General features: G+C 75.4%; 12 protein-coding genes and 1 pseudogene. All 13 read left to right on the forward strand.

Annotated elements, in window-relative coordinates; translation table 11 throughout:
• The first annotated feature begins 93 nt into the window (after positions 1–93).
• Positions 94–1,953: a penicillin-binding protein 2 gene (locus G5C62_RS18690; protein WP_164702216.1), complete on the forward strand. Its 1,860-nt coding sequence runs from the start codon at positions 94–96 to the stop codon at positions 1,951–1,953.
• A 95-nt stretch (positions 1,954–2,048) separates the two neighbouring features.
• The gene (locus G5C62_RS18695) at positions 2,049–3,608 is read left to right on the forward strand and encodes a UDP-N-acetylmuramoyl-L-alanyl-D-glutamate--2,6-diaminopimelate ligase (RefSeq protein WP_164702217.1); all 1,560 of its coding nucleotides are present in this window, start codon (positions 2,049–2,051) and stop codon (positions 3,606–3,608) included.
• A 73-nt stretch (positions 3,609–3,681) separates the two neighbouring features.
• On the forward strand, positions 3,682–5,112 hold the full coding sequence (murF, locus tag G5C62_RS18700; RefSeq protein WP_164702218.1) for a UDP-N-acetylmuramoyl-tripeptide--D-alanyl-D-alanine ligase: 1,431 nt from the start codon (positions 3,682–3,684) through the stop codon (positions 5,110–5,112).
• A complete protein-coding gene (gene mraY, locus G5C62_RS18705; protein ID WP_036340713.1) occupies positions 5,109–6,188 on the forward strand; it encodes a phospho-N-acetylmuramoyl-pentapeptide-transferase in 1,080 nt (359 codons plus the stop codon). The genes murF and mraY overlap by 4 nt, the downstream gene beginning before the upstream one ends.
• A gap of 1 nt (position 6,189) precedes the next feature.
• Positions 6,190–7,620, forward strand: coding sequence for a UDP-N-acetylmuramoyl-L-alanine--D-glutamate ligase (gene murD / locus G5C62_RS18710; protein WP_164702219.1), 1,431 nt, complete (start codon positions 6,190–6,192; stop codon positions 7,618–7,620).
• A 7-nt stretch (positions 7,621–7,627) separates the two neighbouring features.
• On the forward strand, positions 7,628–9,289 hold the full coding sequence (gene ftsW / locus G5C62_RS18715) for a putative lipid II flippase FtsW (RefSeq protein WP_164702220.1): 1,662 nt from the start codon (positions 7,628–7,630) through the stop codon (positions 9,287–9,289).
• A gap of 62 nt (positions 9,290–9,351) precedes the next feature.
• Positions 9,352–10,464, forward strand: a complete 1,113-nt coding sequence (gene murG / locus G5C62_RS18720) for an undecaprenyldiphospho-muramoylpentapeptide beta-N-acetylglucosaminyltransferase (RefSeq protein WP_164702224.1) — start codon at positions 9,352–9,354, stop codon at positions 10,462–10,464.
• A complete protein-coding gene (gene murC / locus G5C62_RS18725) occupies positions 10,461–11,924 on the forward strand; it encodes a UDP-N-acetylmuramate--L-alanine ligase (protein ID WP_164702221.1) in 1,464 nt (487 codons plus the stop codon). The genes murG and murC overlap by 4 nt, the downstream gene beginning before the upstream one ends.
• Positions 11,921–12,736: a cell division protein FtsQ/DivIB gene (locus tag G5C62_RS18730; protein ID WP_164702222.1), complete on the forward strand. Its 816-nt coding sequence runs from the start codon at positions 11,921–11,923 to the stop codon at positions 12,734–12,736. Before murC ends, G5C62_RS18730 begins: the two co-directional genes overlap by 4 nt.
• A 329-nt stretch (positions 12,737–13,065) precedes the next feature.
• Complete coding sequence (ftsZ, locus tag G5C62_RS18735) at positions 13,066–14,379, forward strand: cell division protein FtsZ (protein ID WP_036340723.1); 1,314 nt, start codon at positions 13,066–13,068, stop codon at positions 14,377–14,379.
• Between the two features lie 122 nt (positions 14,380–14,501).
• Complete coding sequence (gene pgeF, locus G5C62_RS18740) at positions 14,502–15,233, forward strand: peptidoglycan editing factor PgeF (protein ID WP_206330724.1); 732 nt, start codon at positions 14,502–14,504, stop codon at positions 15,231–15,233.
• Between the two features lie 100 nt (positions 15,234–15,333).
• Entirely contained in the window at positions 15,334–16,053 is a 720-nt protein-coding gene (locus tag G5C62_RS18745; RefSeq protein WP_164702223.1) for a YggS family pyridoxal phosphate-dependent enzyme, read from the forward strand.
• A gap of 108 nt (positions 16,054–16,161) precedes the next feature.
• Positions 16,162–16,674: pseudogene (locus G5C62_RS18750) on the forward strand (cell division protein); the annotation flags it as partial.

A 16,674-nucleotide genomic window follows, 5' to 3' on the forward strand; every position in this document is an offset into this window, starting at 1 on the left:
CCCCCGGGAGTTCGATGCCGGTGGTCGACCCGAGCCCGAAGCGGCGCAGGTACTCCTCGAACGTGGCGTCGCCGACCCCCCGGGAACTGATCCGTGCCCCCTGCAGGTCCACCGCCGCCGAACCGCCCGGTCGGGGCCCGCCGCACCCCGCGACCCAGCGGCCCGGCCGGGCGCGGTGCTCCGCTGTCCCGTCGCGAGCCCGGGACGCGGCGGCTCCAGCCGCTGGGGCTGGCGGAGCGGGACCAGCGCAACCGCTGGGGGCTGGCGTTCCTGATCACCCTGCTGGTCGTCGTCGTCGGCAAGCTCGTGGTGCTCCAGGGGGTCGACGGGGCCGCCTACGCGCAGGCCGCCGCGAACGACCGGATGCGCACGTACCCGATCGAGGCCGTCCGCGGGGAGATCACCGACCGCAACGGCAAGGTGCTCGCCTACTCGGTGGACGCCAAGCGGGTGACGGCCGACCCGACCCTGGTCTCCGACCCCACCCGAACGGCGCTGGCGCTGACCACGCTGCTCGGCATCCCGGTCGACGAGCTCGTCGAGAAGCTCTCCCGGGAGGGCCGCTACGTCGTCCTGGCCGACGAGGTCAGCACCGACGTCACCGACCAGATCCGCGAGCTCCCGGCCTCGACGCAGGCCGGCCTGGTCTTCCAGGACGACCCGGTGCGGCTGTACCCGGCGGGCGCGGTCGGCGGGCAGCTGGTCGGCTTCGTCGGCAAGGAGGGCAACGGCCTGGCCGGGATCGAGCAGACCTTCGAGGACGAGCTGGCCGGGATCGACGGTGAGGAGCGGATCGAGGTCGACGGCGTCGGCAACCCGATCCCCTCGGGCATCGACGACACCCAGCCGGCCACCGACGGCAGCACCGTGCAGCTCACGCTGGACCAGGACCTGCAGTTCGTCGTGCAGCAGACGCTGGACGCCGCCTGCGCCGACGAGGCGACGACCTCGGCGTCGGCCGTCGTCCAGCACGTGCAGACCGGCGAGGTGGTGGCGATGGCCTCCTGCCCCGGCTACGACCCGGGCAGCTACAACACCACCGACCCGGACCTGCTCGGCAACCCGGTCCTCTCCGAGGTCTACGAGCCCGGCTCGGTGCTGAAGGCGGTGACCCTGGCCGCCGCCATCGAGGAGGGCAAGGCCACCAAGGACACGGTGCTCAACGTCGACGGGCACATCCAGGCCGGGGACGTCGTGGTCACCGACGCCCACGACCACGAGCCGATCGACTTCACCGTCACCGGGATCCTCGCCAAGTCCAGCAACGTGGGGTCGATCATGCTGGCCCGGGAGGTCGGCGACGCCACGTTCGAGGAGTACCTGCGCCGCTTCGGGCTCGGGTCGACCACCGGCATCGAACTCCCGGGGGAGAGCGCCGGCATCCTGCAGGACTCGGCGGACTGGACCGAGAGCCGCGCGGCCAACGTGCCGATCGGTCAGGGCGTCTCGGTGACCACCCTGCAGATGGCGTCGGCGTACCAGGCCCTCGCCAACGACGGGGTGCGGATCGAGCCGCGGGTGGTCTCCTCGGTGACCGCCGCGGACGGCACCGTCACCGACGTGCCGCAGCCCGAGGGCGTGCGGGTGGTCAGCGAGTCCACCGCCGACCAGCTGACCTACATGCTGGAGGCGGTGGTCGGGCCCGGGGGCACCGCGCCCCTGGGCGAGATCGACGGCTTCCGGGTCGCCGGGAAGACCGGCACCGCCCAGCGGGCCAACCCGGAGACGGGCAGCTACGCCGGCGGTGGCTACTTCACCACCTTCGTCGGCTACGCCCCGGCCGACGACCCGCAGTACGTGGTGGCCGTCGACCTCGAGCGGCCCACCAGCGACGCCGAGGGCGGCCAGGTCGCCGCCCCCGTCTTCGCCGACGTCATGCGGTACGCGCTGATCTCCGGCGGCGTCGTCCCCTCCGGTGCGCCGCGCCCGGACTTCACCCTCACCGTCCCCTGAACCCGCCGGCGCACCGGAGCTGCCCACCCACCGGCGCGACACGGGGTCAGGAGGTGATCGGGCCGCCGTCCCCCGCGCCGGTAGATTGGACCGTCGTGACCCCGACCGCCCCCGGGGCGGCGTCCCGGCCAGCCGGGAACCGCCCGCTCTCCCTCGCCGATCTCGCCGACCTCATCGGCGTCCCGGTGACCGGCGCGACCGCCGTGGCCGTCACCGGCGTCACCCACGCGTCCGGCGACGTCCGCCCCGGTGACCTCTACGCCGCCCTCCCCGGCGCCCGTACCCACGGCGCCCGCTACACCGGCGACGCCGCCGCGCGCGGCGCCCGCGCGGTGCTCACCGACCGGGCGGGGGAGGAGCAGGCCCGAGCCGCGGGCCTGCCGGTCTGCGTGGCCGACGACCCGCGGGCTGTGCTCGGCGCGGTCGCCTCCCGGGTGTACGGGATGCCCAGCGGGCAGCTGGCCGTGCTCGGCATCACCGGCACCAACGGCAAGACGACGACGAGCTACCTGGTCGAGGCCGGCCTGGCCGCCGCCGGCTGGGCCAGTGGCCTGATCGGCACCGTGCAGACCCGCACCCGGGGCCGGGACGCCGACGGTGCACCGGTCACCACGGAGCTGCCCAGCGTCCGCACCACCCCGGAGGCGGCCGACCTCCACGCGCTGCTGGCCACGATGGTCGACTCCGGGGTGCGCGCGGTGGTCATCGAGGTGTCCAGCCACGCGCTGGTCCTGGGCCGGGTCGGCGGGGTGCGCTTCGCCGCCGCCGGCTTCACCAACCTCTCCCGCGACCACCTGGACTTCCACGGCGACCCGGAGAGCTACTTCCAGGCCAAGGCGCTGCTGTTCGACGGCCGCGCCGCGGTCGAGGTGGTCGACGTCGACGACCCCGCCGGACGGCGGCTGGTCCGCCCCGGCACGGTCACCGTCTCCGGCTCCGGTGCCGGTGGGGCGGACTGGTCGGCCACCGACGTGGCCGCCGTCCCCGCCGGTGGCTCGACCTTCACGCTGCACGGTCCCGGCGGCCGCAGCTGGCCGGCGCGGCTGCGGTTGCCGGGCAGCTTCAACGTGGCCAACGCGGTGCTCGCCGTCGCCCTGCTGGACGCCGTCGGGGTGCCGCCGGAGACGTCGCTGACCGGGATCGCCGAGACCGTCGTCCCCGGGCGGATGGAGCCGGTGGACGCCGGACAGCCGTTCGTCGCCGTCGTCGACTACGCGCACACCCCCGACGCGGTGCAGACCGCCCTGGCCGCGCTCCGGATGGCGACCCCCGGGCGGCTGCTCACCGTGCTCGGCTGCGGCGGTGACCGCGACCCGGGCAAGCGGCCGGGGATGGGCGCCGCCGCGGCGGCCGGCAGCGACGTCCTGGTGATCACCGACGACAACCCGCGCTCGGAGGACCCCGCGGCCATCCGCGCGGCGATGCGCGCCGGTGCCGACGACGTCCCCGCCGACCGGCGGGCCGAGGTGCTGGAGATCGGTGACCGGCGGGCCGCCCTGGCGGCCGCCGTCGGGCTCGCCGGGCCGGGTGACACGCTGCTCGTGGCCGGCAAGGGCCATGAGACGGGTCAGGAGGTGGGGGGCCAGCTGCTGCCCTTCGACGACCGCGTGGTGCTGCACGAGCTGCTGGCCGCCCACGCTGAGGTGGACGCGTGACCGAGCTTGCGAGGGCACGCATGAGCGCAGCATCGTCGAGCACGCGGCCGACGAGCGCCAGCGAGGTGGACGCGTGATCACGCTGACCCTGGCCGAGGTGGCCGCGGCCGTCGACGGCGAGCTCGTCGGGGACGGTTCGACCGAGGTGACCGGTGCGGTGCTGGTCGACTCCCGTGCCGTGGCCCCCGGCGACCTCTTCGTCGCCCTCCCCGGGGAGCGGGTCGACGGCGCCGACTTCCTCCCCGCCGCCGCGGCGGCCGGTGCGGCCGGTGCACTCACCGCCCGGGCCGACCCGGCGCTGCCCTGCGTGGTCGTGGCCGACCCGGTGGCGGCCCTGGGCCGGTTGGCCGCGGCCGTGCACGGCCGGCTGGTCGAGGCGGGGCTGGTGACCATCGGCGTCACCGGTTCCTCCGGCAAGACCTCGACCAAGGACCTGCTGGGCCAGGTGCTGGCCGCCGCCGGCCCGACCGTCAGCCCGCAGGGCTCGTTCAACAACGACATCGGCCTGCCGCTGACCGTGCTCTCCGCCGACGCGGACACCCGCTTCCTGGTGCTGGAGATGGGCTCCCGCGGCCCCGGTCACATCGCCCGGCTGTGCGGGATCGCCCGGCCGACGATCGGCGTCGTCCTCAACGTCGGGTCCGCCCACCTCGGGGAGTTCGGCAGCGCCGAGGTGATCGCCACCAGCAAGGGCGAGCTGGTCGCCGCGCTGCCGGCCACCGGCACGGCCGTGCTCAACGCCGACGACGCGCGGGTGGCCGGCATGGCACCCCGCACGGAGGCCGCCGTGCTGACCACCGGGCTGGCCGAGCACGCCGACGTGCGGGCCACCGGGGTCGAGCTCGACGACGCCGCCCGCGCCCGGTTCACCCTCGTCGCCCGCGGCGAGCAGCACCCGGTGGCCCTGCAGGTCGTCGGGGTGCACCAGGTCGCCAACGCGCTCTCCGCCGCCGGCGCGGCCCTGGCCGCCGGGATGTCGCCCGCCGCCGTCGCGCAGGCGCTGTCGGACGCCGCCCCGCGCAGCCGCTGGCGGATGGAGGTCACCACCCGCGCCGACGGGGTGACCGTCGTCAACGACGCCTACAACGCCAACCCCGAGTCGATGCGCGCGGCGCTGGCCGCGCTCAGCCGGTTGCGCGGACGCCGCCGGATCGCCGTGCTCGGCGCGATGGGCGAGCTCGGCCCCACCGCCGGGGTCGCGCACGAGGAGCTGGGCCGGGACGCCGTGCGCGCCGGGGTCGACCTGGTCGTCTCCGTCGGGCCCGACGCGGCCGGTGTGCACGCGGGCGCCCGGGCGGAACTGGACGCCCGTGGTCGCGCAGGCGACCGCGGGGGAGAGCAGGAGGAGTCCGTGCACCTGCCGGACCGGGCAGCAGCCCGGCGGTTGCTGGGCGAGGTGGTCGGGCCGGGTGACGTCGTCCTGGTCAAGGCCTCGCGCAGTTACGGCCTCGAGGAGCTCGCCGCCGACCTGATCGCCGACGGCGGCCCGGAGGTGACCGCGTGAGGTCCGTCCTCGTCGCCGCCGCCGTCGGGCTGATCGTCTCGATCCTGCTGACCCCGCTGGCGATCAAGGCCTTCCGGCGGCACGGCTTCGGCCAGGAGATCCGGGACGACGGCCCGGAGAGCCACCTGTCGAAGAAGGGCACGCCCACCATGGGCGGCACCGTGATGGTGCTGGCCACGGTGGTGGGCTACCTGGTGGCGCACCTGTTCGTGATCAACCAGGAGGGCCGGGGCGTCACCGCCACCGGTCTGCTGCTGCTGTTCCTGCTGATCGGCCTGGGCACCGTCGGGTTCCTCGACGACTACCTGAAGATCCGCTACCGGCGCAGCCTCGGCCTGAACAAGACCGCGAAGCTGGTCGGGCAGTTGGTCATCGGGGTCACCTTCGCCGTGCTCGCGCTGATGGCCGACGGCGAGGACGGCACCGCGGTGGCCACCACGACGGTCTCCTTCGTCCGGGACATCGCCCCGCTCACCCTGCCGACGGTCGCGTTCGTCGCGCTGGCCTACCTCTTCATCGCCGGCTTCTCCAACGCCGTCAACCTCACCGACGGCCTCGACGGGCTGGCCGCCGGCGCCTCGGCGATGGTGTTCGGCTCCTACGTGGTCATCTCGTTCTGGCAGTTCGGCAACGACTGCGCCGGCGGCCTCGTCGACGGCTGCTACACCGTCCGCGACCCGCTCGACGTGACCCTGGTGGCCGCTGCGGCGATGGGCAGCTGCCTGGGCTTCCTGTGGTGGAACACCTCACCGGCCCGGATCTTCATGGGCGACACCGGCTCCCTGGCCCTGGGCGGGCTGATGGCCGGGCTGGCCATCGTCACCCGCACCGAGCTGCTGCTGGTCGTGCTCGGCGGGCTGTTCGTGGCGGTCACCCTGTCGGTGGTGATCCAGGTCGGCTTCTTCCGGGCCACCCGACGGCGGGTCTTCCGGATGGCACCGCTGCACCACCACTTCGAGCTGGCCGGCTGGGCGGAGAACACCGTCATCGTCCGGTTCTGGCTGGTCACCGGGATGGCCGTCGCCTTCGGGCTGGGGCTGTTCTACGCCGACTGGCTCTCCGTCACGGGGCTCTGAGATGGCGCACACGGACGGGACGGCGGAACGCCCGCTGGGCACGGTGCTGGTCGCCGGGCTGGGGGTCTCCGGCGCCGCGGCCGCCCGGGTGCTGCTGGCCCGCGGGGACGACGTCCTGCTCACCGATGCCGCCGAGCCGGCCGTGCTGGCCGAGCTGGTCGCGGCGGGGGCCCGCTGGCTCGGCGCGCTCAGCGAACCGCCGGAGGACGTCGACCTGGTCGTCACCTCCCCGGGCTGGCGGCCGGACTCCCCGCTGCTGCGGACCGCCGCCGCCCGCGGCGTGGAGGTCATCGGCGAGCCGGAGCTGGCCTGGCGGCTGCGGATCGCGGCCCCGGGCGCAGAACCGGCCCCCTGGTTCGCGGTCACCGGCACGAACGGCAAGACGACGACGGTCACGATGCTCGAGTCCGTCCTGCTGGCCGCCGGGCGGCGGGCGGTCGCGGCGGGCAACGTCGGCCGGCCGCTCATCGAGGTGGTCACCGCCCGCGACGCCGACGGCACCCCCGCCCACGACGCGATCGCCGTGGAGCTCTCCAGCTTCCAGCTGCACTGGTCCTCCTCGATCGCCCCCGCCGGCGCCTGCGTGCTCAACGTCGCCGACGACCACGTCGACTGGCACGGCTCGTTCGACGCCTACCGGGACGCCAAGGCCCAGCTGCTGCGGCTGGCACCGGTCGCGGTCGCCGATGCCGGTGACCCGGTGGCCTCCGGGCTCGTCGGCGGCCACCGGCACCCGGTCACCGTGACCCTCGGCGAGCCCGAGCGCGGCCAGCTCGGCGTCCGGGCCGGCGCCCTCGTCGACCGCGCGTTCAGCGCCGAGCCGGCCGGTGAGGTGCTGGTCGAGCTGGACGCCCTGCAGGTGCGGGGGCCGCACAACACGGTGAACGCCCTGGCCGCCGCGGCGCTGGCCCGGGTCGCCGGGGTCGACGCCGCCGCGGTGGGGCGCGGCCTGGCCGGCTTCCGCGGGGGCGCGCACCGCAACGTGCTGGTCGGCAGCGTCGACGGCATCGACTTCGTCGACGACAGCAAGGCCACCAACCCGCACGCCGCCGGCGCCTCGCTGGCCGCCTACCCCCGGGTGGTGTGGATCGCCGGCGGCCTGCTCAAGGGCGCCGACGTCGATCCGCTGGTCGCCGCGGTCGCCCCACGGCTGGCCGGGGTGGTGCTGCTGGGCCGGGACCGGGAGGTGCTGGCCCGGTCGCTGGCGCGACACGCCCCGACGGTCCCACGCACGGTCGTCCCCAGCGGCGACGATGGCGGCGTGGTGACCGATGGGGACAGTGTGATGCGTGAGGTGGTCGCGGCCGCCGTCCGGCTGGCCCGCCCCGGGGACACCGTGCTGCTCGCCCCGGCGGCGGCCTCGATGGACGTGTTCACCGACTACGCGCACCGCGGCCGGGCCTTCGCCGACGCGGTCCGCGCGCTGGGATGACCGGCCGGTGACGGCGACCACCGGGCAGCGCTCGTCCCGCCGCGCCGGCCGCGAGGACCCACCACCGGCCGCACCCCGCGCCGAGGGCCCGCGCTTCCGCGCCCCGGCCTGGCTCGACGGCCCGATGACCAGCTCGCACCTGGTGCTGGGCTCGGCCGGCATGCTGCTGGCGATCGGCCTGGTCATGGTCTTCTCCGCCTCCTCGATCGAGGCGGCCAAGGCCGGCCAGCCGGCCTGGCTGCCCGGCGTCCGGCAGATCGCCTTCGCCGTCATCGGGCTGCTGGCCATGCTGGTGGCGATGCACCTGCCGGTCGGCCGCATCCGCCAGTTCTCCGGCTGGGGGCTGCTCGGCGTCGTCGGGCTGCTGCTGCTGGTCCTGGTCCCGGGGATCGGGCTCAAGCTGAACGGCTCCCGGGCCTGGTTCGACCTGGGCTTCACCAACTTCCAGCCCTCCGAGCTGGGCAAGCTGGTCTTCGCGCTCTGGGGCGCCCACGTCATCGCCCTGCGGGAGAAGTACCTGACCGTCCGGTCGCTGCTCGTGCCGGTGCTGCCGGTGTTCGGCGTGCTGTCGGTGCTCCTGCTGCTCGAGCCCGACATGGGTGCGGTGGTCAGCCTCGGGCTGGTGCTGGCCGGGCTGATGTGGGCCGGCGGGCTGTCCCGCCGCTACATCGCCGGTGCCGTCGCGCTCGCCGCCGTGGCCGTCGTCCTGATGGTCACGTTCGCGAGCTACCGGATGGCCCGGATCACCTCGTTCCTGGACCCCTTCGCCGATCCGGAGAACGGCGGCTACCAGGCGATCCGCGGGCTGTACGCGCTGGCCACCGGCGGGGTGTGGGGCGTCGGGCTGGGCAACAGCGCGATGAAGTGGAACCTCCTGCCGCACGCGGAGTCCGACTACATCTTCGCGATCATCGGCGAGGAGCTGGGCTTCCTGGGCTGCCTCGTGGTGGTCACCCTGTACGGCATCCTCGCCTGGGCCGGCTTCCGGATCGCCCGCCGGTCCACCGACCGCTTCGTCCAGCTGGCCAGCGTCGCCATCACCGTGTGGCTGGTCGGGCAGGCCGTGATCAACATGGGCTACGTGGTGGGCCTGCTGCCGGTCACCGGCGTGACGCTGCCGCTGATCTCCGCCGGCGGCACCTCGCTCGTCCTCACCCTCTTCGTCGTCGGGCTGCTGGTCCGCTTCGCCCGGGCCGAACCGGCCGCGATCGCCTTCCAGCGGGGCCAGCGCCGCGGTCGGCTCGCCCGGCTGCTGGCGCCGGTGCCCTCGGTGGCCGTCGACCCGGTGCCCTCCCGTCGGCGCCGGGAGACCCGGTCCGCCGGCCGCGCCGGCCCGCCGCCCTCGGCGCCCCGGCGCGGGAACGGCCGGACGGTCGCCCGGGTGACCGGTCACCCGCCGTCGTCCGCCACGGCCCGAGGACGTCGGCCCGAGGAGCCGGCGCCCACCCCGGACGCGCGCCGCAGCGGCGCGGAACGGCAGACTGTCGACCGCCGGCAGAACCCCGGTGACCGCCCGACCGTCCGCAGCCGGCCCTCGTCTGCTGCGGGGCCCGCCCTGCGCGAGGGGCTCCGCGACCGTCCCTGGTCCGGGGAGCCGCCCGCTGCCCGGGGCCGGCCCGACCCGCGGTCCCGCCCCCCGAGAACCGAACGGCCAGGACGCCCGCAGTGACCTCTCCCCAGCCCGACCCCGGCGACGACGTCCCGGGCGCGCCCACGTCCGGTGCCGCACCGGTGCGCGTCGTCCTCGCCGGTGGCGGCACCGGCGGCCACATCGAGCCGATGCTCGCCCTCGCCGACGCCCTGACCCGCCGCACCGGTGCCGCGGATGCGGCGCCGCTGGTCACCTGCCTGGGCACCGCCCGCGGCATGGAGACCCGGCTGGTGCCGGCCCGCGGCTACGACCTGCGGCTCATCCCGCCGGTGCCGTTGCCGCGCAAGCCGACGCCGGACCTGCTGCGCGTCCCGGGCCGGCTCCGCCGGGCCGTCGCCGAGACGCGGGAGCTGCTCACCGAGCTCGACGCGGACGTGGTCGTCGGCTTCGGCGGGTACGTGGCCCTGCCCGCCTACCTGGCCGCCCGCCGGGCCCGCGTCCCGATCGTGGTGCACGAGCAGAACGCGCTGCCGGGGCTGGCCAACCGGATCGGCGCCCGGCTCGCCGCCCGGGTCGCGGTCACCGTGCCGAGCACGCCGCTGCGCGGTGCCGAGCACGTCGGGATGCCGCTGCGGACGGCGATCAGCGGGCTGGACCGGGCCGCCCGGCGCGCCGAGGCGCGGGCCGAGTTCGGGCTGGACCCCGACCGCCCGACGCTGCTGGTGTTCGGGGGCTCGCAGGGCGCCGCGTCGTTGAACCGGGCCGCGGTCGCCGCGGCCGATGCGCTGACCGCCGCCGGGGTGCAGGTGCTGCACGCCCGGGGGCCGAAGAACACCGAGGTGTCGGTGCCCGCGCGGCCGGCCGGGGCGGCTCCCTACGTCGTCGTCGACTACCTGGAGCGGATGGACCTGGCCTACGCCGCGGCGGACCTGGCGCTGTGCCGCTCCGGTGCGGTCACCGTCGCCGAGCTCTCCGCGGTCGGGTTGCCGGCCGCCTTCGTGCCCCTGCCGATCGGCAACGGCGAGCAGCGGCTCAACGCGCTGCCCGTGGTCGAGGCCGGCGGCGCGGTGCTGGTCGCCGACGCCGACCTGTCGCCGGCCTGGATCGAGAGCGAGCTGGTCCCGTTGCTCACCGACCCGCAGGCGCTGTCGGCGCTCGCCGAGCACGCGGCCGCCGCCGGCACCCCCGACGCCGACGAGCGGCTGGCCGACCTCGTGCTGCAGGTCGCCGGCCGGGAGGTGGGCGACCGATGAGCGCCGACGACGTCGCCGCCTGGCGCGGCCCCATCCCGTCGCTGGCCGAGCTCGGGCCGGTGCACTTCATCGGCATCGGCGGCGCCGGGATGAGCGGCATCGCCCGGATCATGCTCGCCCGCGGCGTGCCGGTGTCCGGCAGTGACCGGCGGGACTCACCGGCGCTGCGCGCGCTGGACGCCCTCGGTGCGCGGATCGAGATCGGGCACGCCGCCGACCACTTGGGCGAGGCCACGACCGTGGTCGTCTCCACCGCGATCCGCGACGAGAACGCCGAGCTGGTGGCCGCACGGGACCGCGGGCTGCGCGTGCTGCCGCGGGCGGTGGCGCTGGCGGCGGTGATGGCCGGCCGGCGCAGCGTCGCGGTGGCGGGCACCCACGGGAAGACCTCGACGACCTCGATGCTGACCGTCGCCGTCCAGGCCTGTGGCGTCGACCCCTCCTTCGCCATCGGCGGCACGCTGAACGAGTCCGGCTCCAACGCCCACGCCGGTCAGGGCGACGTCTTCCTCGCCGAGGCCGACGAGAGCGACCGGTCCTTCCTGCTGCTGGCCCCGCGCGGCGGCATCGTCACCAACGTCGAGGCCGACCACCTGGACAACTACGGCGACCTGGCCGCCGTCGAGGCGGCGTTCGACACCTTCGCCCGCACCGTGCCCGCCGACGGCTTCCTGGTGCTGTGTGCCGACGACCCGGGTGCCGCCCGGCTGGCCACGGTCGGCGCCGCCGCCCGGGTGCGCACCTACGGCCAGTCGGCCGGTGCGGACCTGCAGCTGCTCGACCTGGAGGTGGGCCCGGACGGCACCCGGTACACCGCCGTCCTCGACGGCCGGGAGATCGGCGCGGTGCGCATCCAGCTGCCCGGCGTGCACATGGCGCTCAACAGCGCCGCCGCGCTCCTCGCCGGCATCGAGCTGGAGCTCCCGGTCGCCGGGCTGGTCAACGGGCTGGGCCGGTTCGGCGGGGTGCACCGGCGCTTCGAGCTCAAGGGCACCGCCGCCGGGGTCCGCGTGTACGACGACTACGCCCACCACCCCACCGAGGTGGCCGCCCAGCTCCACGCCGCCCGCGCGGTGGTGGGGGAGGGGCGCCTGCTGGTGCTCTTCCAGCCGCACCTCTACAGCCGGACGGCGGAGTTCGCGACCGGCTTCGGCGAGGCCCTGGGCCTGGCCGACGAGGTCGTGGTCATGGAGGTCTACGGCGCCCGGGAGGACCCGGTGCCCGGGGTCACCGGTGCCCTGGTCGCCGACGCGGTGCCGCTGCCCGCCGGGCAGGTCGCCTTCGAGCCTTCCTGGTCGGCGGCCGCCGGCGCGATGGCCGCCCGGGCACGCCCGGGTGACCTGGTGGTGACCATGGGCGCCGGCGACGTGTCGATGGTCGGACCCGAGGTGCTGGTGGCGCTCGCGCCGCCGCCGGAGCTGTCGGACGCGGTGGAGGACGGGCCGGAGCCACCACGGTGAGCCGCACGGGGTCGACGACCCGCGACCGGTCCCGCAGACCGCGCCGCGGCGCCACCCCGGCGGGAGCCGCCGCGCCGGTCACCTCGCTGCGCGCCCGGCGCGGACGGTCCCGGCGCACCGGCACGCCCCGCCGCCGGCTGGTCGTGCTGGCGGTCGGGCTGGCCCTCGTGGTGGCGCTGGCGGCCTGGGTCCTGCTGGCCAGCCCGTTGCTGGCGGTGCGCACCGTGCGGGTCGACGGGGCGGTCGCGCTCTCGGACGCCCAGGTGGTCTCCGTCGCCGGGATCGAGGAGGGCACCCCGTTGGTGCGGGTGGACACCGAGGCGGCGGCCGCCCGGGTGGCGCAGCTGCCCCAGGTCGACCAGGTGGAGGTGACCCGCGGCTGGCCGGGGACGGTCGTGGTCACGCTGGCGGAGCGGGTACCGGTCGCGGTCGTGCAGCAGGGCGGCACCCGAGGACTGGTCGATGCCCGGGGCGTCGTGTTCGACACGATCACCGGCGACGCCCCGCCCGGGGTCGTCCCGCTCGACGTGCGCGAGCCCGGCCCGGACGACGCGGCCACCACCGCCGCGCTGGGTGCGCTCGTCGCGCTGCCGGACGCCGTCCGCAGCCAGGTGACCGGGGTGTCCGCGCGCACCGCCGACGACGTCACGCTGACCCTGACCGACGGTCGGTCGGTGCGGTGGGGGAGTGCTGAGCGCACCGACCGCAAGGCCGAGGTGCTGGGTGCGCTGCTGGACCAGATCGACGAGGGGACCCTCGACCCGGCCGACACCCTCGACGTCAGCACCCCCGACGCGGTCGTCCTGCGCTGACGACCGGTGCCCCGAGGGGTGCAGCGGAGCGTCCGACACGCCCGGCCGGGAAAAAGGTCCGCGAGTCCTCCGTCTCGGGCGTGCCGACGGGGTCGGGAGATGTCTTGAGGGGAACTGGAGACGCTGACCAGGCGGGTCGTCACGTCTGGTGAGTGGGAAGTGACGGATGGGTCGGGAGATCCTCGTGAGAATCCGCCCGATGGACACGCCGAGCCGAGGAGGGTGCTTGCTGCCCCGGATGGGCGCACCTAACTTCGTCCTCACAACGACTCAGTTGACATAACTATAAGGCTTAACCTAAGGATGAGGGTCCAGTTGGGGAGCGCGGCATGACACCTCCGCACAACTACCTAGCGGTCATCAAGGTCGTCGGCATCGGCGGCGGCGGGGTGAACGCGGTCAATCGCATGATCGAGGTCGGCCTCAAGGGGGTCGAGTTCATCGCGATCAACACCGATGCGCAGGCACTGTTGATGAGCGACGCCGACGTCAAGCTCGACGTCGGTCGTGAGCTCACCCGAGGTCTGGGTGCCGGCGCGCAGCCCGACGTCGGCCGGCAGGCCGCCGAGGACCACCGCGAGGAGATCGAAGAGGTGCTCAAGGGCGCCGACATGGTCTTCGTGACGGCCGGCGAGGGCGGCGGCACGGGCACCGGCGGTGCGCCCGTCGTCGCCTCCATCTCCCGCAAGCTCGGCGCCCTGACGATCGGTGTGGTCACCCGCCCGTTCTCCTTCGAGGGGAAGCGGCGGGCGGTCCAGGCCGAGACGGGCATCGAGGAGCTGCGCAACGAGTGCGACACGCTGATCGTGATCCCGAACGACCGGCTGCTGCAGCTGGGCGACCGGAACGTCAGCGTGATGGACGCCTTCCGCACCGCCGACCAGGTCCTGCTCTCCGGTGTGCAGGGCATCACCGACCTGATCACCACCCCCGGTCTGATCAACCTGGACTTCGCCGACGTCAAGTCGGTCATGTCCGGGGCAGGGTCGGCGCTGATGGGGATCGGCAGCGCCCGCGGCGACAACCGCGCGCTGCTGGCCGCCGAGCAGGCGATCGCCTCACCTCTGCTGGAGGCCTCGATGGAGGGCGCCCACGGCGTCCTGCTGTCGATCTCCGGTGGGTCGGACCTGGGTCTGTTCGAGATCAACGAGGCCGCCTCGCTGGTCTCCGACGCCGCGCACCCCGACGCCAACATCATCTTCGGTGCCGTCATCGACGACGCCCTCGGTGACGAGGTGCGGGTCACCGTGATCGCGGCCGGGTTCGACGGTGGCAAGCCCGGCACCCGCAAGGACGCCGGCAGCACGCCGTTGGCGACCTCGGCCCCGACCGCCCCGGCTGCTCCGGCCGCACCGGTCAGTGCTCCGCCGGCGGCCCGTCCGTCGGTGCCGGCGCAGACCGGCGAGCGGCCGGCCAGCCAGGCTCCGGCCCAGGCTGCACCGCCGCAGGTCCCGGCGGCACCCGTGACCTCCTCGCCGTCGGCGCCGCGACCGGGACAGCCCGGCAGTGCGCCGCAGGGTGGCGGGATCACGGTGCCCCCGCTGCCGCCGATCGCCGGGCAGTCCGGCGGCACCCGCCGGCCGCTCGCGACCGACGACTTCGAGGAAGAGCTCGACATCCCCGAGTTCCTGCGCAGCCAGTGAGAGGACCCTCTTTCCCCCCACCCCTCGCAGGCTCGGGGCGGGACCCTGAAAGAGGGCCGTTCCAGCAGGTCGCCATGCTCGCAGCGGGACCTGCACGGGGGCCGTTCCCATGGGATGTGCACGTGGTTGACAGCGCGGCCGCTCTGCCGGCGGTGCGACCCCGACGGGTCGTCACCGACCGGCGGGGCGGCCGTTCTGCTGCGCCGTACGACTCCTTCAACCTGGGCGTCCACGTCGGCGACGACCCCGACGCCGTGGCCGCCAACCGGGCCCGGCTGGCCGGCGAGCTCGGCGTGCCCGGCGACCGGCTGCTCTGGATGACCCAGGTGCACGGCACCGGCGTCGCGATCGTCGAGGACGCCGAGGAGAACCCGGTGGCCGACGTCGACGCACTGGTGACCGCCACCCCCGGGCTGGTGCTCTGCGTGCTGGTGGCCGACTGCGTGCCGGTGCTGCTGGCCGACCCCGTCGCCGGGGTGGTCGCCGCGGTGCACGCCGGCCGGGAGGGCGTGCGCGCCGGTGTCGTCCCGGCCACGCTGGCCGCGATGACCCGGCTGGGCTCCCGCCCCGGCGACGTGGAGGCGCTGCTGGGCCCGGCCGTCTGCGGCCTGGACTACGAGGTGCCGGCGCAGATGCAGGCCGACGTCGCCCGGGTCGCCCCGGCCAGTGCGGTCCGCACCCGGCGCGGCACGCCGGGGCTGGACCTGCGGGCCGGGCTGGCCGAGGTGCTCCGCCGAGCCGGGGTCGGGCAGGTCGTGCACGACCCACGCTGCACCGTCGAGGACCCCCGGCTGTTCAGCCACCGCCGCGACGGCGTGACCGGCCGCCAGGCGGGCGTCGTCTGGCTCGGTTGATCCGGCGGGACCCCGCTCTCCCAGTGTCCCGGGCCGGCGCTGGACCGGGCCGGGACACGGGCCCCGGCAGCACGTCCGGGTCCAGGGGGAGGATCAGGGCATGACGTCCCTCGCCGACAACCTGCGGGCCGTCCGCGCCCGGATCGACGACGCCGCCCGGGCGGCCGGCCGCGACCCGGCCGAGGTGCACCTGCTGGCGGTCAGCAAGACGTGGTCGGCCGAGGACGTCCGGGCCCTCGCCGCACTGGGGCAACGGCACTTCGCCGAGAACCGCGTGCAGGAGCTGGTCGGCAAGGCGGCGGCGCTGGCCGCCGACCCCACCGTCCCCGAGCTCCACTGGCACCTGGTCGGGCAGCTGCAACGGAACAAGGTCGGCCCGGTGGCCCGGCTCGGTGCCACGGTGCACTCGGTCGACCGGGCCCCGCTCGTGACGGCGCTGGCCCGGGCCGCCGAACGCGAGCAGCAGGTCCTGGACGTCTACGTCCAGGTCGACCTGGGCGGCCCGGAGGGCGAGCTCGGCAGTCGGGGTGGCGCCGCGCCGGCCGACGTCCCCGGCCTCGCCGATGCGATCGCCGCGGCGCCGGAGCTGCGCCTGCGCGGCCTGATGGCGGTGACCCCGCGGGCCGAGGAGCCCGGCCCGGCGTTCGAGAGGTTGGCCCGGCTGTCCACCCGGGTGCGCGCCGATCATCCTGGTGCCACGGAGACATCGGCAGGCATGAGCGGCGACCTGGAGGCTGCTGTGACAGCTGGGGCCACCGTGGTGCGTGTCGGTACCGCGTTGTTCGGCACGCGCCCCCTAACCTCCGACGCAGGGCAGTGACGCACCACCCGTGCGCCCTGCCGAGTCACACCAGCACCACCTGAACCACCCAGCAACCTGTTGCAGCGCGGGGCGTCCAGCGCCGACGAGACCAGAGGGAGACGTCCGATGGCCGGAGCGATGCGGAGGATGGGGGTCTACCTCGGCCTCGTCGAGGACGACGACACCCGCGGTGGGTACGACCGCTACGCCGCACGTCAGAGCGACTACGACCGGGACGACCGTGGCTACGACCACGGGTACGACCGCTACGCCGCCGACGACGCCGACCCCGTGGCCGAGGAGTCCCGCTACGGCTACGGCAGCGGCTACGGCGGTGGCTACGACACCGAGTACGCCGGCGTGCGCCTCGCCGACGAGCCGGTCGAGGAGCGCGCCCCCGAGCCCGAGGTCTCGCTCGGGCGGCGTCCCGCCACCCCCCGGACGATCGGACTGGCGGGCACCCCGTCCAGCGGCAGCACCGCAGCGCGCCTCGCCGGTGGCGGCCTGTCCGCCGCCGGAAGCGTCGGCGCCGGCTCCTCGGGCCGCAGCCGGATCTCCTCCGGTGGGTCCGGAGCCGCGGCCGGTCTGGCCATGAGCGAGCCCATGGCGCCGGTCCCCGAGCCCGCCCCGGCCCCGGCC

It is taken from the genome of Modestobacter sp. KNN46-3 (assembly GCF_011039295.1).